General features: G+C 60.2%; 29 protein-coding genes. 7 read left to right on the forward strand and 22 right to left on the reverse strand.

Going from position 1 to position 26,914, the window contains the following annotated elements:
* Positions 1–40 precede the first annotated feature (40 nt).
* The 17 genes from ACR0AO_RS15185 to ACR0AO_RS15265 all read right to left on the reverse strand — a co-directional run bounded on the left by ACR0AO_RS15185 (position 41) and on the right by ACR0AO_RS15265 (position 14,219).
* The gene (locus ACR0AO_RS15185) at positions 41–457 is read right to left on the reverse strand and encodes an MAPEG family protein (RefSeq protein WP_480605026.1); all 417 of its coding nucleotides are present in this window, start codon (positions 455–457) and stop codon (positions 41–43) included.
* Positions 458–462: 5 nt separating this feature from the next.
* Positions 463–1,761 (reverse strand): NADH-quinone oxidoreductase subunit NuoF, encoded by a 1,299-nt coding sequence (gene nuoF / locus ACR0AO_RS15190; protein WP_480605028.1) that lies wholly within the window; start codon positions 1,759–1,761, stop codon positions 463–465.
* 12 nt (positions 1,762–1,773) lie between these two features.
* Entirely contained in the window at positions 1,774–1,995 is a 222-nt protein-coding gene (locus tag ACR0AO_RS15195; protein WP_480605030.1) for a DUF5337 domain-containing protein, read from the reverse strand.
* A gap of 32 nt (positions 1,996–2,027) precedes the next feature.
* Entirely contained in the window at positions 2,028–3,128 is a 1,101-nt protein-coding gene (nuoE, locus tag ACR0AO_RS15200) for an NADH-quinone oxidoreductase subunit NuoE (RefSeq protein WP_480605032.1), read from the reverse strand.
* Positions 3,128–4,351, reverse strand: a complete 1,224-nt coding sequence (locus ACR0AO_RS15205; RefSeq protein ID WP_480605034.1) for an NADH-quinone oxidoreductase subunit D — start codon at positions 4,349–4,351, stop codon at positions 3,128–3,130. The genes nuoE and ACR0AO_RS15205 overlap by 1 nt, the downstream gene beginning before the upstream one ends.
* Positions 4,351–4,485 (reverse strand): hypothetical protein, encoded by a 135-nt coding sequence (locus ACR0AO_RS15210; RefSeq protein WP_302477273.1) that lies wholly within the window; start codon positions 4,483–4,485, stop codon positions 4,351–4,353. The genes ACR0AO_RS15205 and ACR0AO_RS15210 overlap by 1 nt, the downstream gene beginning before the upstream one ends.
* Position 4,486: 1 nt before the next feature.
* Positions 4,487–4,660: a hypothetical protein gene (locus ACR0AO_RS15215; RefSeq protein WP_010442775.1), complete on the reverse strand. Its 174-nt coding sequence runs from the start codon at positions 4,658–4,660 to the stop codon at positions 4,487–4,489.
* Positions 4,660–5,265 carry an NADH-quinone oxidoreductase subunit C gene (locus ACR0AO_RS15220; protein ID WP_480605036.1) on the reverse strand — a complete coding sequence of 202 codons (606 nt, stop codon included), beginning with the start codon at positions 5,263–5,265 and terminating at the stop codon, positions 4,660–4,662. Before ACR0AO_RS15220 ends, ACR0AO_RS15215 begins: the two co-directional genes overlap by 1 nt.
* Positions 5,262–5,795: a NuoB/complex I 20 kDa subunit family protein gene (locus ACR0AO_RS15225; protein WP_480605038.1), complete on the reverse strand. Its 534-nt coding sequence runs from the start codon at positions 5,793–5,795 to the stop codon at positions 5,262–5,264. The genes ACR0AO_RS15220 and ACR0AO_RS15225 overlap by 4 nt, the downstream gene beginning before the upstream one ends.
* Positions 5,786–6,151: an NADH-quinone oxidoreductase subunit A gene (locus tag ACR0AO_RS15230; protein ID WP_480605040.1), complete on the reverse strand. Its 366-nt coding sequence runs from the start codon at positions 6,149–6,151 to the stop codon at positions 5,786–5,788. The genes ACR0AO_RS15225 and ACR0AO_RS15230 overlap by 10 nt, the downstream gene beginning before the upstream one ends.
* Positions 6,152–6,343: 192 nt before the next feature.
* Positions 6,344–7,126: a crotonase/enoyl-CoA hydratase family protein gene (locus ACR0AO_RS15235; RefSeq protein WP_480605042.1), complete on the reverse strand. Its 783-nt coding sequence runs from the start codon at positions 7,124–7,126 to the stop codon at positions 6,344–6,346.
* Positions 7,119–7,991 carry a hydroxymethylglutaryl-CoA lyase gene (locus tag ACR0AO_RS15240; RefSeq protein WP_480605044.1) on the reverse strand — a complete coding sequence of 291 codons (873 nt, stop codon included), beginning with the start codon at positions 7,989–7,991 and terminating at the stop codon, positions 7,119–7,121. The genes ACR0AO_RS15235 and ACR0AO_RS15240 overlap by 8 nt, the downstream gene beginning before the upstream one ends.
* Before the next feature lie 78 nt (positions 7,992–8,069).
* On the reverse strand, positions 8,070–10,001 hold the full coding sequence (locus tag ACR0AO_RS15245; protein WP_480605046.1) for an acetyl/propionyl/methylcrotonyl-CoA carboxylase subunit alpha: 1,932 nt from the start codon (positions 9,999–10,001) through the stop codon (positions 8,070–8,072).
* Positions 10,001–10,552: a hypothetical protein gene (locus ACR0AO_RS15250; protein WP_480605048.1), complete on the reverse strand. Its 552-nt coding sequence runs from the start codon at positions 10,550–10,552 to the stop codon at positions 10,001–10,003. Before ACR0AO_RS15250 ends, ACR0AO_RS15245 begins: the two co-directional genes overlap by 1 nt.
* An 11-nt stretch (positions 10,553–10,563) precedes the next feature.
* A complete protein-coding gene (locus ACR0AO_RS15255; protein WP_480605050.1) occupies positions 10,564–12,168 on the reverse strand; it encodes a carboxyl transferase domain-containing protein in 1,605 nt (534 codons plus the stop codon).
* Positions 12,169–12,171: 3 nt separating this feature from the next.
* The gene (locus tag ACR0AO_RS15260) at positions 12,172–12,705 is read right to left on the reverse strand and encodes a lysozyme inhibitor LprI family protein (RefSeq protein ID WP_480605052.1); all 534 of its coding nucleotides are present in this window, start codon (positions 12,703–12,705) and stop codon (positions 12,172–12,174) included.
* Entirely contained in the window at positions 12,702–14,219 is a 1,518-nt protein-coding gene (locus ACR0AO_RS15265; protein ID WP_480605226.1) for an AMP-binding protein, read from the reverse strand. The genes ACR0AO_RS15260 and ACR0AO_RS15265 overlap by 4 nt, the downstream gene beginning before the upstream one ends.
* A 191-nt stretch (positions 14,220–14,410) precedes the next feature.
* Here ACR0AO_RS15265 and ACR0AO_RS15270 point away from each other — a divergent pair, with 191 nt between their 5' ends.
* Positions 14,411–15,016, forward strand: a complete 606-nt coding sequence (locus ACR0AO_RS15270) for an OmpW/AlkL family protein (protein ID WP_480605054.1) — start codon at positions 14,411–14,413, stop codon at positions 15,014–15,016.
* A 49-nt stretch (positions 15,017–15,065) separates the two neighbouring features.
* Here ACR0AO_RS15270 and ACR0AO_RS15275 read toward each other — a convergent pair whose 3' ends face one another.
* From ACR0AO_RS15275 to ACR0AO_RS15285, 3 genes are all read right to left on the reverse strand, one after another.
* The gene (locus ACR0AO_RS15275) at positions 15,066–16,229 is read right to left on the reverse strand and encodes an isovaleryl-CoA dehydrogenase (protein WP_480605056.1); all 1,164 of its coding nucleotides are present in this window, start codon (positions 16,227–16,229) and stop codon (positions 15,066–15,068) included.
* A 172-nt stretch (positions 16,230–16,401) separates the two neighbouring features.
* On the reverse strand, positions 16,402–17,592 hold the full coding sequence (locus tag ACR0AO_RS15280) for a DegT/DnrJ/EryC1/StrS family aminotransferase (protein WP_480605058.1): 1,191 nt from the start codon (positions 17,590–17,592) through the stop codon (positions 16,402–16,404).
* A 50-nt stretch (positions 17,593–17,642) separates the two neighbouring features.
* Positions 17,643–18,323, reverse strand: a complete 681-nt coding sequence (locus tag ACR0AO_RS15285) for an HAD-IA family hydrolase (protein ID WP_480605060.1) — start codon at positions 18,321–18,323, stop codon at positions 17,643–17,645.
* Positions 18,324–18,456: 133 nt separating this feature from the next.
* Here ACR0AO_RS15285 and glmU point away from each other — a divergent pair, with 133 nt between their 5' ends.
* The 4 genes from glmU to ACR0AO_RS15305 are packed head-to-tail and all read left to right on the forward strand — an operon-like array spanning position 18,457 to position 22,872.
* Positions 18,457–19,806 (forward strand): bifunctional UDP-N-acetylglucosamine diphosphorylase/glucosamine-1-phosphate N-acetyltransferase GlmU, encoded by a 1,350-nt coding sequence (gene glmU, locus ACR0AO_RS15290; protein WP_480605062.1) that lies wholly within the window; start codon positions 18,457–18,459, stop codon positions 19,804–19,806.
* A gap of 5 nt (positions 19,807–19,811) precedes the next feature.
* Positions 19,812–21,632 (forward strand): glutamine--fructose-6-phosphate transaminase (isomerizing), encoded by a 1,821-nt coding sequence (gene glmS, locus ACR0AO_RS15295; protein ID WP_480605065.1) that lies wholly within the window; start codon positions 19,812–19,814, stop codon positions 21,630–21,632.
* 3 nt (positions 21,633–21,635) lie between these two features.
* On the forward strand, positions 21,636–22,178 hold the full coding sequence (locus tag ACR0AO_RS15300) for a pyridoxamine 5'-phosphate oxidase family protein (protein ID WP_480605068.1): 543 nt from the start codon (positions 21,636–21,638) through the stop codon (positions 22,176–22,178).
* Positions 22,179–22,185: 7 nt separating this feature from the next.
* Positions 22,186–22,872, forward strand: coding sequence for a DNA alkylation repair protein (locus tag ACR0AO_RS15305; RefSeq protein WP_480605070.1), 687 nt, complete (start codon positions 22,186–22,188; stop codon positions 22,870–22,872).
* On the opposite strand, the gene ACR0AO_RS15310 is transcribed toward ACR0AO_RS15305, so the two are convergent.
* On the reverse strand, positions 22,860–23,285 hold the full coding sequence (locus tag ACR0AO_RS15310) for a hypothetical protein (protein ID WP_480605072.1): 426 nt from the start codon (positions 23,283–23,285) through the stop codon (positions 22,860–22,862). The genes ACR0AO_RS15305 and ACR0AO_RS15310 overlap by 13 nt on opposite strands.
* 90 nt (positions 23,286–23,375) lie before the next feature.
* Here ACR0AO_RS15310 and moaA point away from each other — a divergent pair, with 90 nt between their 5' ends.
* Both moaA and ACR0AO_RS15320 read left to right on the forward strand, forming a co-directional pair.
* On the forward strand, positions 23,376–24,383 hold the full coding sequence (gene moaA, locus ACR0AO_RS15315) for a GTP 3',8-cyclase MoaA (RefSeq protein WP_480605227.1): 1,008 nt from the start codon (positions 23,376–23,378) through the stop codon (positions 24,381–24,383).
* A gap of 1 nt (position 24,384) precedes the next feature.
* Positions 24,385–25,683, forward strand: coding sequence for a 3-deoxy-D-manno-octulosonic acid transferase (locus tag ACR0AO_RS15320; RefSeq protein WP_480605074.1), 1,299 nt, complete (start codon positions 24,385–24,387; stop codon positions 25,681–25,683).
* A gap of 45 nt (positions 25,684–25,728) precedes the next feature.
* Here the strand turns inward: ACR0AO_RS15320 and ACR0AO_RS15325 are convergent, their stop codons facing one another.
* A complete protein-coding gene (locus ACR0AO_RS15325) occupies positions 25,729–26,892 on the reverse strand; it encodes a M20 aminoacylase family protein (protein ID WP_480605076.1) in 1,164 nt (387 codons plus the stop codon).
* Positions 26,893–26,914 lie beyond the last annotated feature (22 nt).

The following is a 26,914-nucleotide window of genomic DNA, read 5'->3' on the forward strand; positions in this document are numbered from 1 at the left end:
CCGGCGTGGCCCGCAGCAGAACGATATCCGAACAGCCCGATCAAAACAGGGCCACCAATGCCACAACTGCCAGCACGGCCATACAGGCCCAGCCAGCCACATAGAAAACCGACCGAATACCGGCGTGCGGTTTGCCGACGCCGCGCAGATGAACCACCAACATGACAATCCGCGCGACCAGCACCAATGAGGCAAGCAGGTTAACCCAGAACGGGCTTGCTCCTGCCAGAATGGCGGCTACCGTAACGGCCAGAAAGGCGGGAAGCGTCTCGGTTCCGTTCAGATAGGCCCGGTTCAGACGATAAGCCTTGTCCGCATAGTCCTGCTCCGGTGTGGCTCCGGGAGCCAACCCCTTGCCCTGTTTCGCCAGTGCCGAAAACGGCGACAATGCCAAAACGATCAGGGTGAAGATCACCAATGAGGCGATCGCATGGGAATATTCGGCATAGGCTTCCATAAGGTTTACTCCGCCGCCATCGCACCCATCCGGCCCGATTTCTGGGCCTTGATGCGATCTTCGATCTCTTCTCGGAAGTTACGGATCAGGCCCTGGATCGGCCAGGCGGCCGCGTCGCCAAGCGCGCAGATCGTATGACCTTCGACCTGTTTGGTCACGTCGAACAGCATATCGATCTCGTCCAGTTCGGCCTCGCCGCGCACCAAACGATCCATAACTCGCATCATCCATCCCGTGCCTTCGCGGCACGGTGTGCACTGGCCGCAGCTTTCGTGCTTGTAGAATTTCGACAGACGCCAGATCGCCTTGATGATGTCGGTGGACTGATCCATCACGATCACCGCTGCCGTCCCCAGCCCCGAACCCAGTTCGCCCCGCAGATAGTCGAAATCCATGATCGCGTCGCGCATGTTCTCACCGCGCACGCACGGCACGGACGAGCCACCGGGGATCACCGCCAGCAGGTTGTCCCAGCCACCGCGGATGCCACCGCAATGGGTCTCGATCAGTTCTTCGAAGGAAATCGACATCGCCTCTTCAACGACGCAGGGGTTGTTGACGTGACCCGAGATGGCAAACAGCTTGGTGCCCGAGTTGTTGGGGCGGCCAAAGCCCGCGAACCAGTCTGCGCCACGACGCAGGATGGTGGGCACAACGGCAATCGATTCAACGTTGTTCACCGTGGTCGGGCAACCATAAAGCCCCGCGCCCGCCGGGAACGGAGGCTTCATCCGCGGCATGCCCTTCTTGCCTTCAAGGCTTTCGATCAGCGCGGTTTCCTCGCCACAGATATAGGCCCCCGCACCGTGATGCAGGAACAGATCGAAATCCCAGCCCGAACCGGCCGCGTTCTTGCCCAGAAGACCTGCGTCATAAGCTTCGTCAATCGCGGCCTGCAGTGCCTCACGCTCGCGGATGTACTCGCCGCGCAGGTAGATGTAGCAGGTATGCGCATTCATCGCGAAAGACGCGATCAGGCAGCCTTCAATCAGCGTATGCGGATCATGGCGCATGATCTCGCGGTCCTTGCAGGTGCCGGGTTCGGATTCGTCGGCGTTCACCACCAGATAGGAGGGGCGACCGTCGCTTTCCTTGGGCATGAAGGACCATTTCAGACCGGTCGGAAAACCCGCGCCACCACGTCCCCGCAGCCCCGAATCCTTCATCGTCTGGATGATCCAGTCACGGCCCTTCTCGATCAGGCCAGCAGTGCCGTCCCAATGCCCGCGGGCCTGCGCGCCCTTCAGCGAGCGCTCATGCATCCCGTAGATGTTGGTAAAGATCCGGTCCTGATCCTTCAGCATCGCGTGTTACCTTCAGCTGTCCTGACGCATACGCCAGAGTTGAAATATGTTGACGCCCGCATAAATGAATCCCGCCAGTGCAGCGAAATCAAACAGCAGCGCATAGCGCCCCGGCAATTCCAGCGCGGGGCCGATGAACAGCGTCATTGCAAGCCAAAGCAGCATGGTCACAGCGATGACCACCCCGATATGACGGCCCTTGCGGGCTATGGCCTGTTCCTTGTCCTTGTCCATCTCATCCAGATGCCCCGGATGGGCACCACAACTTAGTCTTCGTATGTGCCATCTTCCTTGGCACGTTTGGCAAACTCGGTTTCTTCTCCAGCCGCCAGTTTACCGGCTTGTTCGATCCAGCCGTCGCGTTCGATCCGGCCCTTGAATTTCAGCCGGGCATCAACCCAGGCCACCTGTTCCGGTGTCCAGGCCGCGATCTGGTCATAGTGATAGAAACCCAGCTCGTTCAGCGTTTCTTCCAGCTTGGGTCCGACGCCCTTCAGCATCTTCAGATCATCCGCCTTGCCACCCCGCGGGCCGGTCAGCGTTTCGGGCTGATCTTCCTTGACAGCCTTGGCCTCTTCCGCCTGCTTCACAGCAGGTTTGGCCGGAGCCGGCGCTTTCGGAGGCTTCGGGGCCGCATTGGTGGCCGCCGCCTTGCCATCCTTGCCCAGCCACGGGGTCAGGATCGGAACCTCGGTCCCGTCGATGCGCTTGACGGTGTCGCCCAGATCACTCGCCAGTTGTACACTGGCGTTGTACTGGGTCTTGCCGCTTTCATACTCGGTCAGGCTGGTCAGCCCCTTCAGAGGCTCCGACCCGTACCGGCCATTCTGCGGACCCGGCACCGGAACCTTGCCCGCGACCAGATCGTCGACGATCCTGCCAAAGCTTTCGGCGGTCAGATCCTCATAATAATCTTTGCCGATTTGCGCCATCGGCGCGTTGGTGCAGGAGCCGAGGCATTCCACCTCTTCCCAGCTCAGCTTGCCATCGGCGGACAGTTCATGCGGCTTGGCGGCGATCTTTTCCTTGCAGACCGCAATCAGATCCTCGGCCCCGCAGATCATGCATGACGTCGTGCCGCAGACCTGAATATGCGCCACCGAGCCAACCGGCTGCAGTTGGAACATGAAGTAGAAGGACGCAACCTCAAGCACGCGGATATAGGCCATGCCCAGCATGTCGGCCACGGATTCAATCGCCGGACGGCTCAGCCAGCCCTCCTGCTCCTGCGCGCGCCACAGCAGCGGGATAACCGCGCTGGCCTGACGCCCCTCGGGGTATTTGGTGATCTGCGCTTCGGCCCATTGCTGGTTGGCAGCAGAAAAGGCAAAGCTTTCGGGTTGTTCGGGATGCAGACGGCGGAGCATTAGCGGTCAATCTCTCCAAATACGACGTCCATGGTGCCGATGATGGCGGCGACGTCGGCCAGTTGGTGGCCTTTGGCGACGTGGTCCATGGCTTGCAGGTGCAGAAAGCCAGGCGCGCGCAGCTTGGCGCGGTAGGGTTTGTTGGTGCCGTCGGCGACCAGATAGACGCCGAACTCGCCCTTGGGGGCTTCGACGGCGGCGTAGACCTCACCAGCGGGGACGTGGAAACCTTCGGTATACAGCTTGAAGTGATGGATCAGGCCTTCCATCGAGGTCTTCATGTCCGAGCGTTTCGGCGGAGTGATCTTGCCGCGCGCCAGAACATCACCTGGGCATTCGCGGATCTTGGCGATGGCCTGACGGATGATCAGCAGCGACTGGCGCATCTCTTCCATGCGGACGAGGTAACGGTCATAGCAGTCGCCGTTCTTGCCGACGGGAATCTGGAATTCGAACTCGTCATAGCATTCATAGGGCTGCGCACGGCGCAGGTCCCAAGCCAGACCCGATCCGCGCACCATCACGCCCGAGAAGCCGTATTTCTGGATGTCATCCTCGGTCACCACGCCGATATCGGCGTTGCGCTGTTTGAAGATGCGGTTTTCGGTCAGCAGACCGTCAATGTCATCCAGAACCTTCGGGAATTCGTGGCTCCAAGCCTCGATATCATCCAGCAGTTCCGGCGGCAGGTCCTGATGCACACCGCCGGGGCGGAAATAGGCGGCGTGTAGGCGAGCACCGCAGGCACGCTCATAAAACACCATGAGCTTTTCGCGCTCTTCGAAACCCCAAAGCGGCGGGGTCAGCGCGCCGACGTCCATCGCCTGCGTCGTCACGTTCAGCAGGTGGTTCAGGATGCGCCCGATCTCGGAATAGAGAACCCGGATCAGCGAGCCGCGACGCGGCACTTCAACCCCGGTCAGCTTTTCAATAGCCAGACACCAGGCATGTTCCTGGTTCATCGGTGCCACGTAATCGAGACGGTCGAAATACGGCAGGTTCTGCAGATAGGTCCGGCTTTCCATCAGCTTTTCGGTGCCACGGTGCAGCAAGCCGATATGCGGGTCGCAGCGTTCGACGATCTCGCCGTCGAGTTCCAGCACAAGGCGCAAAACTCCGTGCGCCGCAGGGTGTTGCGGGCCAAAGTTGATGTTGAAGTTGCGGATCTTCTGTTCTCCGCTCAGCGCGTCCGTGCTGCCGTCATCGTATCTTGAACCGTCCATCAACGCCCCCGTTTGTTCTTTTTCGCATCAGCCCGAACCCGGACCTTTTCCGCCTCGGCAGCCTTGGCTGCGGCCCCTGCCAGCAAGACCCCCAGCGCACCCAGTGCGATCAGTTCCCCCAACAGCATCAGCATCTCAGCGGCGCTCCAACTCTTGCAGTTTCAGCCCTACCCACCACAGCAACGCGATCGTGCCAAAGGGAACCAGACAGAGCAGGCACCAGTATTTGTTGATCCCGAAAAACGGCAAAATCTTCACCATCGGAATGATGGTCAGTGCGGACAGGATCAGCCACCAGATGCCACCCATTACTCGGTCTCCTGTTTCTCATCCCCCGGCAGAATGTAATCCGCACCTTCCCAAGGGGACATGAAATCGAACTGCCGGTATTCCTGCACAAGGCTGACAGGTTCGTAGACCACGCGCTTTTGCGCTTCGTCATAACGGACCTCGGTATAGCCGGTGGTCGGGAAATCCTTGCGCAGCGGATAGCCGCGGAAACCATAGTCGGTCAGAATGCGCCGCAGATCCGGGTGACCCGAGAACAGGATGCCGAACATATCGAACACCTCACGCTCGAACCAGTTGGCCGAGGGGTGGATGTCAACGATCGAAGGCACCATGTCATCCTCACGGATCGAGACCCGCAGGCGGATGCGCTGGTTCTGGTACATCGACAGGAAGTGGTAAACCACATCGAACCGCTTGGCCCGTTCAGGATAGTCGACGCCGGTGATGTCCACCAGGGTCGAGAATTTGCAATTCGGATCAGACTTCAGGTAATCGACGAAATCGACCAGGTTGGACGGGGCGACATCCACATTCAGCTCACCAAAGCTGAAATCCCACCCCAGCACACAATCGGGGCGCTTCAACTCAATATGAGTCCCCAGTTCGTTCAGTGCTTCGCTCATCTTACAATCGTCCCCGTACGGCGGATCTTGCGTTGCAGTTGAAGCAGGCCGTAAAGCAGTGCCTCGGCGGTCGGCGGGCAGCCGGGGACATAGATGTCGACCGGCACCACGCGGTCACAGCCCCGCACCACCGAGTAGGAGTAGTGATAATAACCGCCACCATTTGCGCAGGAACCCATCGAGACCACATAACGCGGCTCGGGCATCTGGTCATAGACCTTGCGCAGCGCCGGGGCCATCTTGTTGGTGAGCGTTCCGGCCACGATCATTACATCGGACTGACGCGGGGAGGCGCGCGGCGCGATGCCGAATCGTTCAGCGTCATATCGCGGCATCGAGGTATGCATCATCTCGACTGCGCAGCAGGCCAGACCGAATGTCATCCAGTGCAGCGATCCGGTGCGCGCCCAGTTGATGATGTCCTCGGTCGAGGTCAGCAGGAAACCCTTGTCCTGCAATTCGGCATTCAGGGCCTGGGTGGCGACTTCCTTGTCGATCCCGGCGGTGTTTGCCCCCGTCATCACTCCCATTCCAAGGCCCCCTTCTTCCATTCATAGGCAAAGCCGATGGTCAGAACCGCCAGGAACACCATCATGGACCAGAACCCGACATCGCTGATATCCTTGAAGCCAACGGCCCATGGGAACAGCATCGCGATTTCCAGATCGAAGATGATGAAAAGGATCGACACCAGATAGAACCGGACATCGAATTTCATCCGTGCATCGTCGAATGCGTTGAACCCGCATTCATAGGCACTTACCTTTTCGGGGTCGGGGTTGCGGACTGCCAGAACGACGGCCGCGAGAATCAGGACGATTCCAAGGCCGACAGCGACGGCCAGAAAAACCAGGATCGGGAGATATTCCCGCAACAGCTCTTCCACGAGTGGCTCCTTTCCTGCACGCCCGGCTTTGGACGTGCCGTCAATTGGCGAGTTGACTGGACATTCTCTAACCGTGCCGGGTCAGAGGGTCAACCAAGCGCGAACGCCTCAAGCCGGTTAAATCGCCGCGCTATGTTCGCGGTTTCATGAATGTTTTCGCAAACGCCCGATTTGGTTTGGCACCCGCGAAACCTAACTTATCCATGCAGGTTTTCTTTTCCCGAAAAAGGCGGCGATTCCCTCTTTCGCTTCTTCGGTTTCCCAACGATCCACCAGAGCATGAATTGTCCGGTCTATGACAGCCTCGTCAATCCGTGGTCCTAGATCGCGCACCAGTTGCTTGGCCGACGCCACCGCTCCGGGCGCGCATGACAGATATGGAATCACTTCGGCATCGATTGCGTCAGCCAGTTGATCGGCCGGAACGGCTTTTGCCAGCAGGCCCAGTTCCACTGCTTCGGACGCATCAAACAGGCGCGCCGACATAAACACGCGCCGCGCCCGCGCCGCACCCATACGGGCGATCACATAAGGTCCGATCGTCGCTGGTATCAGACCCAGCCGTGTCTCGGTCAGCCCCATCTTCAGGCTGTCGACCCCGATAGCGATGTCACAGACCGAAGCCAGTCCAACCCCACCACCGAACGCATTGCCCTGCAAAGCTCCGATTACAGGTTTTGACAGCGAATTTATGGCCTGCAGCATTTCGGCCAGCTTGCGCGCCTCGACAAACCGGGTCTGCGGGTCCGCCGCCATCTGGTCCTGCATCCAGCCCAGATCGCCGCCTGCGCAAAAGGTCTTGCCCGCAGCGCTCAATACGACGACACGCACGGTTTCGTCTTCGGCCAGTTGCCTTGCCGCGACCGTCAACTCGGCCAGCATCTTTGCTGACATGGCATTATGCTTGTCCGCACGGTCGAGCATCAGCGTGGCAACTCCGCGCGCATCCGTTTCCAACGAAATCGTTTCAAACATTGTTCAATCCCTGCTCGGAGCGCATTGCGCGGGCCATCTCTGCCGCCTGATTCAATACTGCCGCGTCCAGCCCGGTATCGTATCCAAGCCGTTTCAGGTGCGCATCCACGGCCTCGGTCGCAACGTTCCCCGCCGCACCCGGCGCATAAGGGCAGCCCCCCAAACCACCGACAGCGGCATCAAATACCCGCACTCCCAACGACAAGGACGCGTCGATATTGTCGATCGCCCGCCCTGCGGTGTCGTGAAAATGACCCGCGATACGAGTAACCGGCACTCTTTCGCGCACCGCCAGCAGCATTCTTGCGATCTTGTCAGGGGTGGCCTGACCGATCGTATCGCCCAGGGAAATCTCGTAGCACCCTCGTGAAAACAGAATGTCCGCCACTTCCGCCACTTTTCCAGGCTCCGTCGGACCATCATAGGGACAATCGGTCACGCATGACACGTACCCGCGCACCGGTAGGTCGATATGGCGTGCGGCGTCCAGGATAGGTGCGAACCGCGCTATGCTTTCTTCGATCGTGGCGTTTATATTGGCCTTGGAAAACCCTTCGGAGGCCGACGCGAACACCGCGATCTCATCCGCCCGGGCGGCCAACGCATCTTCGTAGCCGCGCATATTCGGCGTCAGTGCCGCATAGCGAATGCCGTCGCGCCGTGCGATACCTGCCAGCACTTCGGAACTGCCTGCCATCTGCGGCACCCATTTGGGCGATACAAAGCTGGCTACCTCGATCCGGCTGAACCCCGCCCGGCTCAGGCAATCGACCAACGCAACTTTTTCCGCCACCGGAATTTCGCGCTTTTCGTTCTGAAGCCCGTCCCGCGGCCCCACTTCAAAGATTTCGACCCGTTCGCCCATTGTCGCGTTTTACCCCGCCTCTTGTCGTTTCAATTCCGGATGGCACGACGGTGCCATGAAGCGCTCCGGCAGAACAGGCTATTCTTCCTGCAACCGAACCAGCGCCGCTCCGGCCTCGACCTGCGCGCCAACCCCGGCCAGAACCTCGGCGACCACCCCGTCGCGCGCGGCCAACAGCGAATGTTCCATCTTCATCGCTTCGAGAATCGCCAGCCGGTCGCCTTCCTTCACGGCCTGTCCGGCCTCGGCGAACACCGCCTTCACCAGCCCCGGCATCGGCGCTTCGATCACGTTGGTGTCACCGCCGGCCGAGGCATCCCGGTCCAGCGGGTCGATCACGTCAAATGCCAGCCCATAACCGTCGAATACTGTGGCCACCGAGTCCGCCACGGACACGTCCGGCATCACCTGACCGGCGATCCGCCAGCTGCCGTCGCGACGCTCGGCAAGCACCTGATCCTCGCCCACCTGCCAGAGTTGGCGGTCAGGCCCCGCAACCTGCACATCCATCGGCAGAACCTCGCCCTGCCAGGCCAGTTCCACCGCCCGGTGCAACGGCGCCCACAGCGAGAAGCCGGTCTCCTCACAGGTCTCGACCAGCCCCAGTGCCATCATCGCCGCCGCCACCTTGTGCCGAGGCTCAGGCGCGGGATCCTGCACCAAAGTCTCCAGATCGCGCCCGATCAGGCCGGTATCCACATCGCCAGCCGCAAATCCTGCATGACGGGTCAGCGCACCAAGAAACGCCAGATTGGTTACAGTGCCCCCCACCTGCGTGCCACTCAGCGCCCGGTCCAGTTTCGCCAGCGCCACCGCGCGTGTGGCGCCATGCACGATGACCTTCGAGATCATCGGGTCGTACCATGGGCTGATCGTGTCGCCCGCGCGCACGCCGCTGTCAGCCCGGCATTCGGGCGGGAATTGCAGATGGGTCAGCGTGCCGGTGGCGGGCAGAAAGCCCTTGGGTACGTCCTCGGCATAGAGCCGCGCCTCGAAGGCGTGACCGGTGATGGTCAACTCGCCCTGCCGTTTCGGCAGGCTCTCTCCGGCGGCTACGCGCAGTTGCCATTCCACCAGATCGACGCCGGTGATGGCCTCGGTCACCGGATGCTCCACCTGCAGGCGGGTATTCATCTCCATGAACCAGAACCGGTCAGGCCGCAGCCCGTCCGAAGCATCCACGATGAACTCGACCGTGCCCGCGCCTTTGTAACCGATGGCCTCGGCGGCGCGCACGCCCGCCTGCCCCATCGCCTCGCGCATCTCGACCGTCATGCCGGGCGCGGGGGCCTCCTCGATCACCTTCTGGTGCCGCCGCTGGAGCGAGCAGTCGCGTTCGAAGAGATGCACCGCATGGGTGCCGTCGCCAAAGACCTGAACCTCGATATGGCGCGGCTTGGCGACGTATTTCTCGACCAGCACCGCGTCGTTGCCGAAGGCGGTCCGCGCCTCGCCCCGGGCGCTATCCAGCGCCGCCGCAAAGTCCTGCGGGCGCTCAACCAGCCGCATCCCCTTGCCGCCACCACCCGCGACGGCCTTGATCAGCACCGGATAACCGATGGCGTCCGCCGCGCCCGACAGATGCTCGGGGTCCTGATTGTCGCCGTGATAACCCGGCACCACCGGCACGCCCGCCCGCTCCATCAGCACCTTGGCCGCATCCTTGAGCCCCATCTTGCGGATCGCATCCGCCGAGGGGCCGATGAAGGTCAGCCCCGCCGCCTCGACGGCATCGACGAATTCGGGGTTTTCCGAAAGGAAGCCATAGCCAGGATGAATCGCCTGCGCGCCGCTATCGCGCGCGGCCTGAATGATCACATCGCCCCTGAGGTAACTCTCCGCCGGGGCCGCGCCACCAATATGGACGGCCTCATCGGCCATCTGCACATGCTTGGCCGAAACATCGGCGTCCGAATAGACCGCGACACAGGCGACGCCCATGGATTGAGCCGTTTCCATGACGCGGCAGGCGATCTCGCCCCGGTTGGCAATCAGGATCTTGTCAAACATTATCGCTGCCTTTCTTCAAATTGGCCAAACGCATTCAAGATGAAAAAAGTTCCCGCTCTGAGGGAACGGCAGGGATCGTCTGGGAGTGAAACGTTGCAAAGTTGCCCGTAGTTTTGATCTATTTTGACAAAGGTATTGGCGGAACAACCAATTGCGAATTGCGCGCTTACTTCACCGCTCAGACGCAAACTGTAGCGGGAATAGGCTCCTGCACCACATACTCCTCGCGCGCTTGGAACCTTCGATCCAATTCGTATGACCTCCACAACCGGGCCCGGACTCAGATCACAGAAAAAAACAGGAACTTCCGCTTTTGGGTTATCCCAGCCATCGGCCATGGGAACGTAGAACCCATCGCGGCTCACTGGCAGTGGTTCATTTGCGTCAAAATACACTGGGTAGATGGCCAAATGCCGTGCGTCTTCATCACAACTCCAGCCAAGCGCAGGCCACCATAGATCGGCATAGGCTGCTTGCCCCGAAAAATGCATCGCAATGCAAGCACCAATCACTCGAGCGGTCCGGAAAAGCGAACTGAAATTTGCTATCATCTTTGCACCCCTCACATGCGGAACACGCCGAAACGTGTCTCCTCAATCGGGGCATTCAGAGCCGCACTCAATGACAAGGCCAGAACGTCCCGGCTTTTGCGCGGGTCGATCACCCCATCATCCCAAAGCCGCGCCGAAGCATAAAGCGGGTGCGACTGTTCCTCGAACATCTCCAGCGTGGGGCGTTTGAATTCGGCCTCTTCCTCGGCCGACCAGGTGCCGCCTGCCCGCTCGATCCCGTCGCGCTTGACGGTGGCCAACACACCCGCCGCCTGCTCGCCGCCCATGACGGATATGCGGGAATTGGGCCAGGTCCACAAGAATCGCGGCTGGTAGGCACGGCCCGCCATACCGTAGTTGCCGGCCCCGAAAGAGCCACCGACCAGCATGGTGATTTTGGGCACGTTTGTGGAGGCAACGGCGGTCACCATCTTGGCGCCGTGCCGGGCGATGCCTTCGTTCTCGTATTTGCGGCCCACCATGAAGCCGGTGATGTTCTGCAAAAACAACAGCGGGATTTTCCGCTGCGAACAAAGCTCCACGAAATGCGCGCCCTTCTGCGCGGATTCCGAGAACAACACGCCATTGTTGGCTATGATTCCGATGGGGCAGCCCTTGAGATGGGCAAACCCGGTCACCAGCGTCTCACCAAACCGGGGTTTGAACTCATCAAAGCGCGAGCCATCAACCAGCCGCGCAATCACTTCGCGGATATCATAGGGCGTGCGCGGATCTGCGGGTACGACGCCCAGAATTTCTTCGGGATCATAGGCCGGATCCTCCGGGCTGGCCCAATCCACCGTTCGCGGCTTGTGCCGGTTCAGCGATCTGACCGCGCGGCGGGCCAGGGCCAGCGCATGCGCGTCATCCTCGGCCAGATAATCGGCCACGCCCGACAGGCGGGTATGCACGTCGCCGCCACCCAGATCCTCGGCGCTGACGACCTCTCCGGTCGCGGCCTTGACCAGAGGCGGCCCGGCCAGAAAGATCGTGCCCTGCTCTTTCACGATAATCGCCACATCCGACATCGCGGGCACATAGGCACCGCCCGCCGTACACGATCCCATCACCACCGCGATCTGCGGGATACCCTTCGCACTCATCCGCGCCTGATTATAGAAGATGCGGCCAAAGTGATCCCGATCCGGAAAGACCTCGTCCTGATTGGGCAGGTTCGCCCCGCCGCTGTCGACCAGATAGATGCACGGCAGATGGTTTTCCTCGGCGATCTCCTGCGCGCGCAGATGCTTTTTGACGGTCATGGGATAATAAGTGCCGCCCTTCACGGTGGCGTCGTTGCAGACCACCATGACCTCTTGCCCGTGCACCCGGCCAATACCCGCGACAACCCCGGCACTAGGGGCCGCCCCGCCGTACATCCCATGCGCCGCCGTCGCGCCGATTTCGAGGAAAGGAGACCCCGGGTCCAGCAAGTTCGCCACCCGACGACGCGGCAGCATCTTGCCACGCGATTCATGCCGCGCGCGGGATTTCTCGCCCCCGCCCATGCGGGCCGCTTCGGCAGCGGCGGAGATTTGTCCCAGCGTGTCCAGATGCGCTGCGCGGTTTGCCTTGAAGCCCTCGGAGGCGGGCATGGCTTTGGATGTGAGTTTCATGCCTCAGTACCTTTCCACGAAATAGTCAAGAGAGTACCCCCTGAGAAACACAGCTCTGTCAGATGTCATTTTCAGTTTGCAGTTGGCTAAGGCAGAGGAGAAGAAACTGCCGTTGGCATATCGGTCCGCTAACGTGCGACAATGCGCATCGCGGAAATCCTCCCAAATTTCTTGCGACTGCGCTAGGCGCTCACCTGCATTTGGATCGTTTGTTACTTGCACGGCTTCTTCAAGCGCTTGTGACGTTATGAATTGAAACGCCTCAGTTTCTCTCACCACACAACGACGCCACGACGGATCATCTTTGTATTCTGCCGCTTGGAAGCAAGCATTCGAAACCAAATGCTCGCATTCGCCATACTTCATCATTGGCGGGTTGCTCGGATCGGGTTCTATCCCGTTCAAACATTCCTCAATGATTCGAGCATCTTCAATGACACGCTCAGAAACAGCGTTACTGACTTGAGATTCTGCGGGCATTGCAGAGAAGACGAACGGCAAGAATATGCAAAGTCGGGCTCTGGTCGGTAAAATCATTGAGACAGACACTCCCCCGCCGCAAGCGCCTTCAATTCCTTGCGGATGACCTTCCCCGTCACCGTCATCGGCAATTCCTCCAGAAACGCCACCTCGCGCGGATAGGAATACTGCGCCAGACGGTCCTTGACCCAATCCTGCAATTCCCGGCCTGAGGCCTCGGTCCCCGGTTTCAGCACCACATAGGCCTTCACGATCTCGGTCCGCAGCGGATCGGGCTTACCGACCACGCCGACCGTCGCTACCGCAGGGTGGGTCAGCAGGCAATCCTCAATCTCAGCCGGGCCGATGCGGTACCCGGCCGAGGTAATCACGTCATCATCACGACCGACAAAACGCAGATAGTCACCCTCCCACACGCCGCGGTCGCCGGTGATCAGCCAGTCGCCCCGGAACTTCTCGGCCGTGGCCTCAGGCCGGTTCCAGTATTCCAGCAACATCGAGGCCGAGCCCAGCCGTATGGCCACATCGCCCTCTTCATCCGTCGGCTGGCCGTTTTCGTCGATCACCGCCACCTCGTGCCCCGGCACCGGCTTGCCGATACAGCCCGGGCGCACCGGGAAATCCTCGGAACAGGAGGACACCACCATGTTGCACTCGGTCTGGCCGTAGAACTCGTTGATTTCCAGGCCGAACGCCTGCTCGCCCCAAGCCAGCATCTCGGCCCCTAGCGGCTCACCGCCCGAGGCAACAGACCGCAGGCCCAGGATCGCCTGATCTGCGGCCTTGAGCATCCGCAGCGCGGTCGGTGGGAAAAACACGTTGCGCACCCCACCGCGCGCGATCACATCGGCGCAGGCTTCGGGGGAAAACTTGTCGAGTCGCGAAGCGACAACCGGAATGCCCAGCGCCAGCCCCGGCATCAGCACGTCGAACAGCCCGCCGATCCAGGCCCAGTCGGCCGGGGTCCACAAACAGTCACCGTCGCGCAGGTGATTGTGGCTGATCGAAACGCCCGGCAGGTGACCGGTCAGAACCCGATGACCATGCAGCGCGCCCTTTGGGCTGCCGGTGGTGCCGGAGGTATAGATCAGCACCGCCGGATCGTCGGGTCCGGTATCGGCATAGCGTACCGGCCCGCCCTCTTCTTCGCATTCCGCCACGATAAGCGGTTGCGCCAGATCACCAAGCAGTGCCGCTCCCTCGGGATCGGTCAGCACGATGCGTGTCCCGGCATCGCCTATTCGCGACCGCAGTGCATCCTGCTTGAACAGCTTGAACAACGGCACCGAGATTGCACCGATTTTCCAGACCGCGAGATGCGCCGCGGCGCACCACGGGGACTGACTGAGCAATACACCGACGCGGTCTCCCGGTGCGACCTTGCGCATCAGGTGGCGCGCAATCGCGTCCACCTTCCGTCGCAGTTCTTCGAATGTCACGTCAATCCGATCATCCGATGTCAGATCGATGATCGCGACCGCATCATCCGCTCCTGCAAGGCATTGGCGCGCCAGGTTGAGCCGGGACGGAATGTCCCAGCCCCCCGCAGGATGCATACCCGGTATGCGCATCACGAAACCACGCCCCGACTGCAGCCTGAAACGTCCTTGTTTTCAAGGGACATCCAATAGGTGAACACTTTAGGAGTGCGCCGGAAGTACCTCCAACGCAAAAGAATTTGATCCAAATCAGAGAGCCTGGAGAAACATATGCGAAAAGCGGCAATAACGCGCAAAGACATGGAAGAATAACAGGAGTCACCATGAAACGCACAACCGCCGCAATGGCATTGACCACAGCACTGACCGCCCTTGCCGCCCCCGTTTTCGCCCAGTCGCAAGGCGACTGGGCGGTCGGTGTCGGTGTTGGCTATCTGGACCCCAAATCCGACAATGGAACGCTCGCGGGTTTCAGCGCCTCGATCGACGATGACACTCGCCCGATCTTTACCGTCGAATATTTCATCCGCGACAATCTGGGTATCGAATTGCTGGCGGCCACACCGTTCGAACACAACATCACCCTCGCCGGAAGCGTCGACGCAGGCAGCGTCAAGCACCTGCCGCCCACCCTGTCGCTGAACTATCACTTCCCGACCAACAGCGTCTGGAAACCCTATGTCGGCGCGGGCCTGAACTATACCGTGTTCTTCGACGAAGAGTCCCCGCTTGGCGATCTCAAGGTCGACGACTCCTTTGGCCTGTCGCTGCAGGCCGGGCTGGACTATCAGATCAGCGATTCCGGTGCCGTTCGCCTGAACGTGCGCTGGTTCGACATCGACTCGGACGTCACGCTGGATGGCGCGGATATCGGAACCGCCGAAATCGATCCCTGGCTGATCGGCTTGACCTACGTCCATCGCTTCTGATCCTTTCAACCCAATGCTCCGCTGCCATGGCGGCGGAGCAAATTCCTGTTCAGAGCACGGTATTCATCAGTTCCCGCCCGATCAGCATCCGGCGGATTTCGCTGGTCCCCGCGCCGATCTCCATCAGCTTGGCGTCGCGGAAGATGCGGCTGACGGCGGCATCCGACAGAAATCCGGCCCCGCCCATCGCCTGCACCGCCTGATGAGCCTGCACCATGCCCTGTTCCGAGGCATAAAGACAGCAGGCCGCCGCATCCTGACGGGTCACATCACCCCGGTCACAGGCCTTGGCGACCTCATAGACATAGGCGCGTGACGAATTCATCGCCGTGTACATGTCGGCGATTTTGCCCTGCATCAACTGGAAGGTGCCGATGGGTTTTCCGAACTGCTTGCGCTCGGCCATGTAAGGCATGACCTCGTCCAGACAGGCGGCCATGATGCCCAGCCCGATACCGGCCAGAACGACACGTTCATAGTCAAGCCCCGACATCAGAACAGCGACGCCCTTGCCCTCTTCGCCCAGCACATTCTCGAACGGAACCTCGACGTCTTCAAAGACCAGCTCTGCAGTGTTTGAGCCGCGCATTCCCAGCTTGTCGAAATGGTTCGAGGTCGAAAATCCCTTCATCTCTTTTTCGATCAGAAATGCGGTGATCCCTTTCGACCCCGCGTCGGGATCGGTCTTGGCATAGACCACCAGCGTATCCGCGTCCGGCCCGTTGGTGATCCAGTATTTGTTGCCGTTCAACCGATAATGATCGTTCCGTTTTTCGGCACGCAGTTTCATCGACACCACGTCTGAGCCTGCCGAGGGTTCGGACATAGCCAGTGCACCCACATGCTCGCCCGAGATCAGGCGCGGCAGGTATTTGCGCTTTTGTTCTTCGTTGCCATTCAGCTTGATCTGGTTCACGCAAAGGTTCGAATGGGCACCGTAGGACAGCGAAACCGAGGCGGACGCACGCGCGACTTCTTCGACTGCTACGGTGTGCGCCAGATAAGACATTCCCGCCCCGCCATATTCTTCGGGGACGGTAATGCCCAACAGCCCAAGTTCGCCCATCTCTTTCCAAAGATCGTTGGGAAACGCGTTGGACCGGTCGATTTCGGCAGCCATCGGCTTGACCTTATCCTGGGCCCAGCGGTGCACCATATCACGCAGGGCGTTCACATCCTCACCCAAATCGAATTGCATGGTCGCGGTGAACATCTGCGCTCTCCTCTCGCAATTATTGAACACTCGTTCAATAATGAGATAGCAGCGATTCCCCGCCCGGTCAACGATTGCATTGCTCGGCGTTGGGGCGCCCGCTTGACGCAAACGAAAACGGCGCCCCCTGCCGGGGCGCCGTTTCACCGCGCAGCGCGTTGCATTGTTGAATTCAGGATTGAAAAACCGCGCCGACTTCGGCCCTGATGATACGTGCGATCAGGCGGCAATCTTCCAACGAAAAGGTCAGCGGTACGCGCATGTCGACAATCCCAGCCAGAACACGGTCACTCTTCGGCATGGGCTCGGATTCGGCATATCGCCAGCTGTCATAGCGCGAGGTGAAGCCGCTGGGCTCGGCACCCCCGAACCATTTCAGTTCGACCCCGTGTTCGGCGCAGCGGCGGATCACCTCGTCGACCCGCTCGGCGGACCAGTCCAGCAAGAGGAACTGAATGGACGATCCGACATAAGTTTCCGCATCGGGCCGTTCTACAACCGTGAGACCCGGCGTATCCCGCAAGCCGGCCTCAATCACTTGATACCGGTCGTTCCAGCGCGTCACCTGTGTCTCCAGATCGCGTAATTGCGGGCGCAGGATCGCCGCGCGCAGATTGTCCATTCGCCCCGAAATATTCGGCGTGTGATATTTGATGCGCTCGAACACTCCCGGTCCCGGCGCGGCCAGATGCCTTTCGTACAGCATGTATGAACCCGACATCATCACTGCCCGCGCCGCCAGGTCTTCGTCATCGGTAATCAGCAGGCCGCCCTCACCGGAATTCACATGCTTGTACGTCTGGCACGAGTAACACCCGATGGCCCCCTGCCGTCCGGACAGCGTACCGTTCCAACGCGCGCCCATCGTATGAGCGCAATCCTCGATCACCGTGACTCCGGCGGCATCGCAAATCTGCATCAACCGGTCCATGTCGCACAAATGTCCGCGCATGTGGCTGAGCATCAGAACCTTCGACCTCCCCACCTTGGCCGCGAGATCGTCGAGATCAATCGTCAGATCTTCGGTAACCCCCACGAATACCGGCCTGGCCCCGACCGAAGCGATCGCCCCAGGAACCGGTGCCAGGGTAAAGGCATTGGTCAGAACGGGATCACCCGGCCCGACCCCAACGGCCCGCAAAGCAGTCGCGAGCGCATAGCCCCCCGAGGCGACGGCAAGGCAGTATTTTGCCCCCATCTGGGCCGCGAATTCCTGCTCCAGCAGAGCGGTTTCGCTCAATTCTCCGGGCGCCACATTATAGCGATGCAAGCGCCCGTGACGCATCACCGCAATTGCGGCTTCGATCGCGTCGTCCGGGATCGGTTCCTGCTGGGTAAAACTGCCTGAAAACGTCTCGGTCATGTTTTTTCGTCGTCCCAAAAGGAAAGTTCAAGATATGGAGCGATGGCAAATCAGAACACTGGTTCAGGTTGCCCGATCAGGTCCGCTACCAGAGCGGGCAAGTGATCGAAATGGTGCAGCAAGGCGTCAGGATCCAGCGCCGCCATGTCGTCGCCAGACGGTCCGAAAGTCACCAGAACCGAAGGCACGCCCGCAGCCCGGGCCGTATTCCGGTCGGTATCGGAATCTCCTACCAGAATGCACGTCTCGGGGTTTCCGCCGGCGCGCCGCGCGGCCTCGCGCAGCGGTTCCGGGTCGGGTTTGCGCACGGGAAGCGTATCGGCACCGATCAGCGAATCGAAGACATCGCGCGCACCCAGACGGGTCAGCAACAGGTCGGCCAGCGCCTCGGGCTTGTTCGTGCAAATGCCGACCCGGTATCCCGCCGATCTCAATTCATCCACCGCGGCCAGCGCCCCGGGGTAGAATTGCGTATGATGGTCGATGGCCTCGCCATAAGCTGACAGCAGAACGGGGTAAAACTGGTCCACCGCGGCAGGTTCGTAGCAACCCAGACGTTCCAACCCGCGCGTCAGCATCATCCGCCCTCCTCGCAGGGCGATGCCCGCATCTTCGCCTGGGATCAGAACATCGCCGTGTCCCATCAACCGAAAGCAATGGTTTGCGGCCGCCAAAAGATCGCCCGATGTATCCGCCAATGTTCCGTCCAGATCAAAGATAACCGTGCGCATCCTGTCTCCATGCTCGGCGGGATTTCGCCTTGTCGTGTTGCAAACGGCAATTTTGTTTGATCACCGAATTGCTTGCGCCTTTTGGCATAGCGGATAAAACGGACGGCAACAAAACGAAAGAGAAAACGTATTCATGAGTACTGCATTGGTCATCCTCGCCGCCGGGAAAGGCACCAGGATGAACTCGGAAATTCCGAAAGTCCTGCACCCGATTGCCCAAACTCCCATGCTGATCCATGCGATGCGGGCAGGCGCTGTATTGGAACCCGAGCGCACTATCGTGGTTGCGGGCCACGGCGCCGAACAAGTGCGCAAAGTGGTTGCGGGCGAAAGCGAAACAGCGACGGTTGTTTTGCAAGAAGAACAACTCGGCACCGCGCATGCAGTAAATCAGGCGCGCGACTCGCTTGAGGGCTTCAATGGTGAAGTCGTCGTACTTTACGGTGACACGCCGTTCCTGCAGCCCGAGACACTGGAAAGAATGGTCGCGGCCCGGCGATCTCATGATCTGGTCATTCTAGGCTTCCAAGCGGCGAATCCGGCGCGCTACGGCCGGCTGATCATGAACGGCGATACCCTGGAACGCATCGTGGAATTCAAAAATGCATCCGAGGAAGAGCGCGCCATTACATTCTGCAATTCCGGGCTGATGGCCTGTGACGCGGCGACCTTGTTCTCTTTGATTTCGGACGTGGATAACAGCAATGGTTGCGGGGAATACTACCTCACGGATGTCGTTGAAATCGCACGCCGGAAAGGATTGAGCGTGACGGCGGTGGCCTGCGAAGAAGAAGAAACACTGGGGGTCAACTCACGGGCTGACCTGGCGGCGGCGGACGCGATTTTTCAATCCAAAGCCCGCGCCAGTCTTCTCGAAAATGGTGTTACCATGATGGCCCCCGAGACCGTCTATCTGGCCTCCGACACCGTGATCGGGCGGGATACCGTAATCGAGCCCAATGTTGTCTTTGGCCCCGGCGTCACCGTCGAAAGCGGAACCCTGATCCGGTCTTTCACATACCTTGAGGAATGCCACATTAGCCGGGGCGCCATTGTCGGCCCGTTTGCCCGACTGCGCCCAGGCGCGGAACTGGCCGAAAACACAAAAATCGGCAACTTCGTCGAGATCAAGAATTCGGAAATCGGTGAAGGCGCCAAGGTCAACCATCTGAGCTATATCGGGGATGCGTCGGTTGGCGCTGGCTCGAATATCGGCGCTGGCACCATCGTCTGCAACTATGATGGCGTAATGAAATACCGAACCGAAATCGGGCAAAACGTGTTCATTGGATCAAACACCATGCTTGTTGCACCCGTGAAATTGGGCGATGGTTCGATGACCGCCACCGGTACTGTGGTAACCCGTGATGTCGAAGCAGACGCCCTGGCGGTCGGGCGGGCGCGGCAAGAGAATAAACCAGGTTATGCACGCAAATTGTTTGAAATGTTGAAGGCGAAGAAGGCTCGTCGCGATAAGGGGTAAATTTCATGTGTGGAATTGTCGGAGTTCTTGGGCATCACGAAGCCGCACCCATTTTGGTGGAGGCGCTAAAACGACTTGAATACCGTGGCTATGACAGTGCCGGTATCGCGACGATCAACAGCGGCGCGCTGGACCGACGCCGCGCAGTAGGAAAACTGGTCAATCTCAGTGACCTTCTGGTGCACAAGCCGTTGGCTGGAAAATCGGGTATCGGCCACACCCGCTGGGCCACGCATGGCGCACCTTCCGTCGGCAATGCGCATCCCCATCGCGCCGGTCCGGTCGCAATCGTTCACAACGGGATTGTCGAGAACTACCGGGAACTGCGCGCGGAACTGGCCGAAAATGGGATCGGGTTCCAAACCGAAACCGATACTGAAACCGTCGCCCTGATGACAGAGCATTTCATGCAGGACGGACTCGGGCCGGTCGAGGCCGCCTTCAAGACAATTGATCGGCTTAAGGGCGCGTTTGCGCTCGCCTTTCTCTTTGAAGGTCAGGACGATCTGATCGTCGCCGCGCGCAAGGGTTCGCCGCTTGCCATCGGTCATGGCAAGGGCGAGATGTTTGTCGGCTCCGACGCCATTGCCCTGGCCCCGTTGACCAACCGCATCACCTATCTGGAGGAAGGCGACCGCGCAGTCCTGACACGCACATCGCTGGAAATCCGCACCGAAGACGGCGAGCTGGCGAACCGTGAAATCCGCGAGATCAAGCTGGATCACGCCCGAACAGGCAAGGACGGGCACAAGCACTATATGGCCAAAGAGATCAACGAACAGCCCGTGGTCGTTGCCGAAGCCATCCTGTCCTATCTGCCCTCCGGAAGCGAACAGATAGTTTTTCCTGCAGAATTGGATTTCTCTAAGATCGACCGTCTGACCATGGTGGCCTGCGGCACGGCTTTCTATGCCTGCCTCACCGCAAAATACTGGTTCGAGCAGCTGGCGCAGATCCCGGTCGAGGTCGATATCGCATCCGAGTTCCGCTATCGCGAGCCACCGGTAGCGCACCGCACGCTCGCCCTTTTTGTCAGCCAATCGGGAGAAACCGCCGACACGCTGGCGGCGCTGCGGTATTGCGAGGGCAAGGCGGAGAAAATCGTGTCTGTCGTCAACGTCCCTGAAAGCTCGATTGCGCGGGAAAGCGATGTTGCCCTGCCCATTCATGCCGGCGTTGAAATCGGCGTCGCCTCAACCAAGGCCTTTACCTGCCAGTTGACCGTGCTGCTTTTGCTGGCCCTGAAAGCCGCCGCTGACCGCGAAACCCTTAGCGACGAACAATTTAGCGATCACGTCGCGGCCCTGCGCGGACTGCCTTCGGTGCTGAATGCGGCGCTGGATCTGAACGAAGCGATCCGCAAGGCCGCGCAGCAACTCAGCGAGGCGCGCGACGTGCTTTTCCTGGGTCGCGGCCTAATGTACCCGCTTGCGCTTGAAGGGGCTCTGAAACTCAAGGAAATCAGCTATATCCACGCCGAGGGATATGCTTCGGGTGAACTCAAGCATGGTCCGATCGCGCTGATCGACAAACACATGCCGGTGGTCGTTCTTGCCCCGCATGACAGGCTGTTCGACAAGACGACCTCGAACATGCAGGAAGTCATGGCCCGCAAGGGCAAGGTCATCCTGGTGTCAGACGATGACGGCATCGCCGATGCCAAAGACGGCGTCTGGTCGACGATCAGGATGCCGCACATCCACGACAGCCTGACACCGATCCTTTACGCGATCCCGGCGCAGCTTTTGGCCTATCACACGGCGGTTGCCAAAGGCACTGATGTCGATCAGCCCCGCAACCTGGCAAAATCCGTGACCGTGGAGTGACACATGGCCAAGCAGTTCCCCGCCCTTGAGGACGCACACCGCAAGTTCATCGAAGACCAGCATATGTTCTTTACCGGGTCGGCAGGCCCGGAGGGGCGGGTGAACATATCTCCAAAGGGGATGGATTCACTTCGGGTCCTGGACCCTAACCGCATCCTGTGGATGAACCTCACGGGCAGCGGGAACGAGACCGCCGGGCATCTGATTGAAGCCAACCGTATCACGTTGATGTGGTGTTCGTTCACCACGCGCCCGATAATCCTGCGCGCATATGGGTCGGCCAGAGTGTCTCACGTCAATGATCCCGACTGGGGCGAACTCGCCACGCATTTTCCGGCCCACCGCAGCGCGCGGCAGATTTTCGACGTCAGCGTGGATATGGTGCAAACTTCTTGCGGTTATGCGGTTCCGTTCATGGACTACCTCTCTGAACGCGACACGATGCAGAAATGGGTGGATGACAAGTCCGACGATGACATCCGCTCCTATTGGGTCGAAAAAAATCAAATGACAATCGATGGAAAACCGACTGGCGTGCCGGTCTGATCCGGCCATGCTTGTTCCGTATCTCGATCAGATCAAGGCGCATGCCGACCCCGAACGCGCGGTTCAGATGGCGGCCTATCACAAGGCGGACCGCCCCTATCTGGGCATCGCGAATCCGGTTCTGAACGAGCTGACAAAAACGTGGCGGCAAGAATTGTCTGTTGCAGGACGTGTGGAACTGGCCAATGCCCTTTGGCAGACCAACATTCACGAAGGCCGCCTGGCCGCCGCAAAACTGTTGACCCAGGCCCGCATAAGACCCGATGATGCGGCGTGGGCGTTGCTGCAAAGCTGGGTGCCTGACTTTGACGCCTGGGCTGTCGCCGACCACGCTTGCATGGCCATGCAAAAAAGACTGGTTGCCGACCCTCAGCGTTTGGACCAAATCGAAAACTGGATTCTCTCAGACCATATGTGGACCCGCCGCGCGGCGCTGGTTTCCACTCTGCCCTGGACCAAGCAGAACCACCCTAAGCCAGACGATCTGGTCCGCAGGGACCGCATCCTTGGCTGGGCCGCGGGATACGTAACCGATCGCGACTGGTTCATACAAAAAGCCGTGGCCTGGTGGCTGCGGGAATTGTCCAAGCACGACGCCGCGCGCGTCGTCGCGTTTCTGGCCGAGCATGGCGCGTCCATGAAACCCTTTGCCCGCAAAGAGGCCGCAAAATACCTGGCCGGTCAGTTGGAATAGACGTCCAGTTCCACCAACTGATCCAGAGGCAGCAACATCGCCTTCATCGCCTCCAGCGACAGACGGCTTCCGGCGCCCTGCGGCCCCGGCGCCGGGATCAGCAAAACATAGACCTGCGCGCCAGTTTCCCGTGTCACGATTCTTCCGTTGATTTCAGAGGTGACCAGCGGTGTTTCCAACCACCGCCCCGGTCGCGTCGGATCGCCCAGCCCCGCCACGGTCCGCTTGGCCCCGTCCCAGCCCGGATCGACCGCGCCGGGGGCCTCTTCCACGTTCTCGGGCGCATCGACGGAAACCTCTTCCACGACGGTTTCCGAAACCGGCTCACTCTCTCCGAACAGGCGGTCCCGGGTCGACCGGATGGCGGAACAGCTGACGAGCAGGATCAATGACATCAGGGCTATGTATCTCATGCGGGCGACCCTAGCTGCGCCCGGAAAGACATGCCAGTCAAATCACTGTTGGCCCTTGCCGCCAGCCATCACCCGCTTTACCTATTGCGCATGACTGCTCCGTTGATCGACCCGTTTGCCCGCGCCATTACCTATCTGCGTGTTTCCGTCACGGACCGCTGCGATTTTCGCTGCGTGTATTGCATGTCGGAAAACATGACCTTTCTGCCCAAGAAAGAGCTATTGACGCTGGAAGAACTGGACCGCATGTGTTCGACTTTCATCCGCATGGGCGTCGAAAAGCTGCGCATCACCGGCGGCGAGCCTTTGGTGCGGCGGGACATCATGACGTTTTTCAACGCCATGACCCGGCATCTGGAAAGCGGCGTGCTGAAAGAACTGACGCTGACCACCAATGGTTCGCAACTGTCGCGATTTTCAGACCAGCTTTATGCGGCGGGTGTGCGCCGGGTGAACGTGTCACTGGATACGCTGGACGAGGCGAAATTCGCCGACATCACCCGCTGGGGTCGCCTGCCTCAGGTTCTGAAAGGGATCGACGCCGCGCAAAAGGCCGGTTTGCGGATCAAGATCAACGCCGTGGCCCTCAAGGGGTTCAACGAAGAAGAACTGCCACGCATCACCGAATGGTGTGCCGAGCGCGACATGGACCTGACCTGGATCGAAGTCATGCCGATGGGCGATATCGGCAACGAGGACCGGCTGGATCAGTACTGGTCGCTCAAGGACGTGCGCGCGGAATACGAAAAGCACTATCAGGTGACCGATCTTACGGAACGCACGGGCGGACCGGCGCGTTACGTGCGGCTGGAGGAGACCGGTCAGAAGATCGGCTTCATCACGCCACTCAGCCATAATTTCTGCGAAAGCTGCAACCGGGTGCGCCTGACCTGCACCGGAGAGTTGTTCATGTGCCTGGGACAAGAGGACATGGCCGACCTGCGCGGGGCTTTGCGCGATAATCCCGATTCGGAAACGCCACTGGAAAACGCCATTCGCGCCGCGATCACCCTGAAACCCAAGGGGCACGATTTCGACTATTCGCGCCAGCGTGTGGACGGCCAGATGACCCGGCACATGAGCCACACGGGCGGCTGAGGTGAAGCGCAGCCCAGGTAAGGCAACGCTGCTCTATTCGGCATATTGCGGCGCGACCGCAATTCTGGCGCCGATCGCGTGGTCGGTCATTCGTCGCAAACTGGAACGCGCCGGAGTTTCCCGAGAACGACAGCAAGAACGTCTGGGCCATGCCAGCCTGCTCCGCCCCGACGGGAAACTGATCTGGTTTCACGCGGCGAGTGTGGGTGAAAGCCTGTCCGTTCTGAGCCTGATCAAACGCATTGGTGCCCGCCTGCCGGAAACCGAATTCCTGATCACATCCGGCACGCCAACCTCTGCCGCTCTGATCGAAAAACGCCTGCCGCCGCGGACACGCCACCAATATCCCCCGCTGGACACTCCGTCTCCGGTGAAGCGTTTTCTCGACCACTGGAAACCGGACGCGGGTATTTTTGTGGAAAGCGAGATCTGGCCACGGCTGGTCGTCGAAAGCGGTGCGCGTGGCATCCCACTGGCCTTGCTGAACGCGCGCCTGTCCGAAAAATCGGTGCAGGGCTGGAAGAAACGCCCCGCAACCGCGCGGTTCATCCTGGACCAGTTCCGACTGTTTCTCACACAGAACAACACAACTGCGGCGAACCTGATCGACATGGGTGCCGGTACGACCCGCGTTCGGCCCGGAACCAACCTCAAGGCCATGTCCGATCCTTTGCCGGTAGATGATGAGACACTGGCCGGGATTCAGGCACAAATCGGCCAGCGCCCGGTCTGGATCGCAAGCTCGACCCATGCCGGAGAAGAGGAAACCGTGCTGGCTGCTCATGCGGACCTGCTCGAACGCTGGCCCGATCTTTTGCTTCTGCTGATCCCGCGCCATCCGGAACGGGGAAACGAGGTCGCAGCCCTGATCGAAAAGGCCGGTCTTGGCATGGCGCGCCGAACCTCGCAGGACACCATCACTTCGCAAACTCAGGTCTATATGGCCGACACGCTCGGCGAGACCGGAACCTGGTATGCCCTGTGCCCGCTGGTGTTTCTGGGCGGGTCTCTCAAGGAAATCGGCGGGCACAACCCGTTCGAGCCCGCTCAGGCCGGGGCCGCCGTGATCACCGGGCCGGGGTATTTCAATTTTGCGGAAACCTTCAAACCGCTGATAGAGAACGGCGGCGCAATCGAGGTTCGCACGGCCCAGGACCTGGCACGCGCGGTGGCGACTTGGCTATCGGACGAATCCGCGTTGAACGCCGCCCGGAAGGCCGCGCAAAGCTGCGTGTCCGACCAGAGACACGCGCTGGAGGCCGTCATCGACACGCTGTGCTCGCAGCTTGATCTTACCTGAATTGCCGGCAAGACGTGGGAGGCAACCTCCCACGACCTTGGCCCGTCAGGCTGCGGGCATCCGCTTTTCAACAATTTCAGCCCACCAACTGCATCCGGCAGGGATTGCTTCGTCGTTGAAGTTGTACTCGGGGTGGTGCACCATCGCCGTATCGCCGTTGCCGACCAGAATATAGGCACCGGGGCGTTCTTCGAGCATGAAGGCGAAATCCTCGCCGCCCATCACCAGCGGCGCCTCTTCGCATTCACCGGATACCGCGCGTGCCACCTCGGCCGCGAATTCGGTCTGCTCGTCGCTGTTCACCATCACCGGATACCCGCGGATATAGGTCACATCCGCCGTTCCGCCAAAGGTCGCGGCGACACCCGCGCATATCGCTTTGATCCGCTCTTCGGCCAGATCGCGCATCTCTTTGCTCATGGTTCGCACGGTGCCCTTGATCTGAACTTTCTGCGGTATCACGTTGAAAGCATTTGAAGACGTCTCAAACGACGTGACCGACACCACCACCTGATCAACCGGATCGGCATTGCGCGAAGCGATGGTCTGCAGCGCCAGAACCGCCTGCGCCGTCATGACCGTGGTGTCCACCGTCTCGTGCGGTTTGGCCGCGTGCCCGCCCCGGCCCTCAAAGGTGATGTCGAACTGATCGGTCGCGGCGAAAAATGCTCCGGAACGTATCGAGAAACTGCCGACCGGTTTTCCCGGCCAGTTGTGCATCCCATAGACTTCCTGAATGTTCCAACGCTGCATCATGCCGTCTTCGCACATCTCGCGGCCGCCACCACCGCCTTCCTCGGCCGGCTGGAAGATGACCACGACCGTTCCGTCGAAATTGCGGGTCTCGGACAAATACTTGGCCGCGCCCAGCAACATCGCCGTATGGCCATCATGACCGCAGGCGTGCATCGCACCCGGCGTCTTGGAGGCATATTCCAGCCCTGCCGCCTCGTGGATCGGCAACGCATCCATGTCAGCGCGCAACCCGATCACCTTGCCGGAACTGTCGCTCTTGCCCCTGATCACCCCAACAACACCGGTGCGGCCGATGCCCGCCACCACTTCGTCACAGCCGAATTCGCGCAGCTTGTCCGCGACCAAAGCGCTGGTGCGATGAGTTTCGAAAAGAATTTCGGGGTTTTCGTGAATGTCACGACGCCAAGCAGCAATTTCATCCTGCAACTCGGCGAACCGGTTTTTCACTGGCATATCTGTCTTCTCCTTGAATATC

Source organism: Ruegeria sp. AF8 (assembly GCF_056541825.1).

Excerpts from the sequence above, each read along its gene's own strand:
- ACR0AO_RS15210 (WP_302477273.1), bottom strand. The coding sequence starts at position 4,485 with ATGCTGATGCTGTTGGGGGAACTGATCGCACTGGGTGCGCTGGGGGTC.
- nuoE (WP_480605032.1), bottom strand. The coding sequence starts at position 3,128 with ATGCTCCGCCGTCTGCATCCCGAACAACCCGAAAGCTTTGCCTTTTCT.
- ACR0AO_RS15310 (WP_480605072.1), bottom strand. The coding sequence starts at position 23,285 with ATGAGATACATAGCCCTGATGTCATTGATCCTGCTCGTCAGCTGTTCC.
- ACR0AO_RS15260 (WP_480605052.1), bottom strand. The coding sequence starts at position 12,705 with ATGATTTTACCGACCAGAGCCCGACTTTGCATATTCTTGCCGTTCGTC.
- ACR0AO_RS15205 (WP_480605034.1), bottom strand. The coding sequence starts at position 4,351 with ATGGACGGTTCAAGATACGATGACGGCAGCACGGACGCGCTGAGCGGA.
- glmU (WP_480605062.1), top strand. The coding sequence starts at position 18,457 with ATGAGTACTGCATTGGTCATCCTCGCCGCCGGGAAAGGCACCAGGATG.
- ACR0AO_RS15255 (WP_480605050.1), bottom strand. The coding sequence starts at position 12,168 with ATGAAACTCACATCCAAAGCCATGCCCGCCTCCGAGGGCTTCAAGGCA.
- ACR0AO_RS15300 (WP_480605068.1), top strand. The coding sequence starts at position 21,636 with ATGGCCAAGCAGTTCCCCGCCCTTGAGGACGCACACCGCAAGTTCATC.
- ACR0AO_RS15240 (WP_480605044.1), bottom strand. The coding sequence starts at position 7,991 with ATGGGCGAACGGGTCGAAATCTTTGAAGTGGGGCCGCGGGACGGGCTT.
- nuoF (WP_480605028.1), bottom strand. The coding sequence starts at position 1,761 with ATGCTGAAGGATCAGGACCGGATCTTTACCAACATCTACGGGATGCAT.
- ACR0AO_RS15275 (WP_480605056.1), bottom strand. The coding sequence starts at position 16,229 with ATGTTCACCGCGACCATGCAATTCGATTTGGGTGAGGATGTGAACGCC.
- ACR0AO_RS15215 (WP_010442775.1), bottom strand. The coding sequence starts at position 4,660 with ATGGGTGGCATCTGGTGGCTGATCCTGTCCGCACTGACCATCATTCCG.
- moaA (WP_480605227.1), top strand. The coding sequence starts at position 23,376 with ATGACTGCTCCGTTGATCGACCCGTTTGCCCGCGCCATTACCTATCTG.
- ACR0AO_RS15235 (WP_480605042.1), bottom strand. The coding sequence starts at position 7,126 with ATGTTTGAAACGATTTCGTTGGAAACGGATGCGCGCGGAGTTGCCACG.
- ACR0AO_RS15220 (WP_480605036.1), bottom strand. The coding sequence starts at position 5,265 with ATGAGCGAAGCACTGAACGAACTGGGGACTCATATTGAGTTGAAGCGC.
- glmS (WP_480605065.1), top strand. The coding sequence starts at position 19,812 with ATGTGTGGAATTGTCGGAGTTCTTGGGCATCACGAAGCCGCACCCATT.
- ACR0AO_RS15250 (WP_480605048.1), bottom strand. The coding sequence starts at position 10,552 with ATGATAGCAAATTTCAGTTCGCTTTTCCGGACCGCTCGAGTGATTGGT.
- ACR0AO_RS15245 (WP_480605046.1), bottom strand. The coding sequence starts at position 10,001 with ATGTTTGACAAGATCCTGATTGCCAACCGGGGCGAGATCGCCTGCCGC.
- ACR0AO_RS15185 (WP_480605026.1), bottom strand. The coding sequence starts at position 457 with ATGGAAGCCTATGCCGAATATTCCCATGCGATCGCCTCATTGGTGATC.
- ACR0AO_RS15325 (WP_480605076.1), bottom strand. The coding sequence starts at position 26,892 with ATGCCAGTGAAAAACCGGTTCGCCGAGTTGCAGGATGAAATTGCTGCT.
- ACR0AO_RS15285 (WP_480605060.1), bottom strand. The coding sequence starts at position 18,323 with ATGCGCACGGTTATCTTTGATCTGGACGGAACATTGGCGGATACATCG.
- ACR0AO_RS15195 (WP_480605030.1), bottom strand. The coding sequence starts at position 1,995 with ATGGACAAGGACAAGGAACAGGCCATAGCCCGCAAGGGCCGTCATATC.
- ACR0AO_RS15225 (WP_480605038.1), bottom strand. The coding sequence starts at position 5,795 with ATGGGAGTGATGACGGGGGCAAACACCGCCGGGATCGACAAGGAAGTC.
- ACR0AO_RS15270 (WP_480605054.1), top strand. The coding sequence starts at position 14,411 with ATGAAACGCACAACCGCCGCAATGGCATTGACCACAGCACTGACCGCC.
- ACR0AO_RS15280 (WP_480605058.1), bottom strand. The coding sequence starts at position 17,592 with ATGACCGAGACGTTTTCAGGCAGTTTTACCCAGCAGGAACCGATCCCG.
- ACR0AO_RS15265 (WP_480605226.1), bottom strand. The coding sequence starts at position 14,219 with ATGCGCATACCGGGTATGCATCCTGCGGGGGGCTGGGACATTCCGTCC.
- ACR0AO_RS15305 (WP_480605070.1), top strand. The coding sequence starts at position 22,186 with ATGCTTGTTCCGTATCTCGATCAGATCAAGGCGCATGCCGACCCCGAA.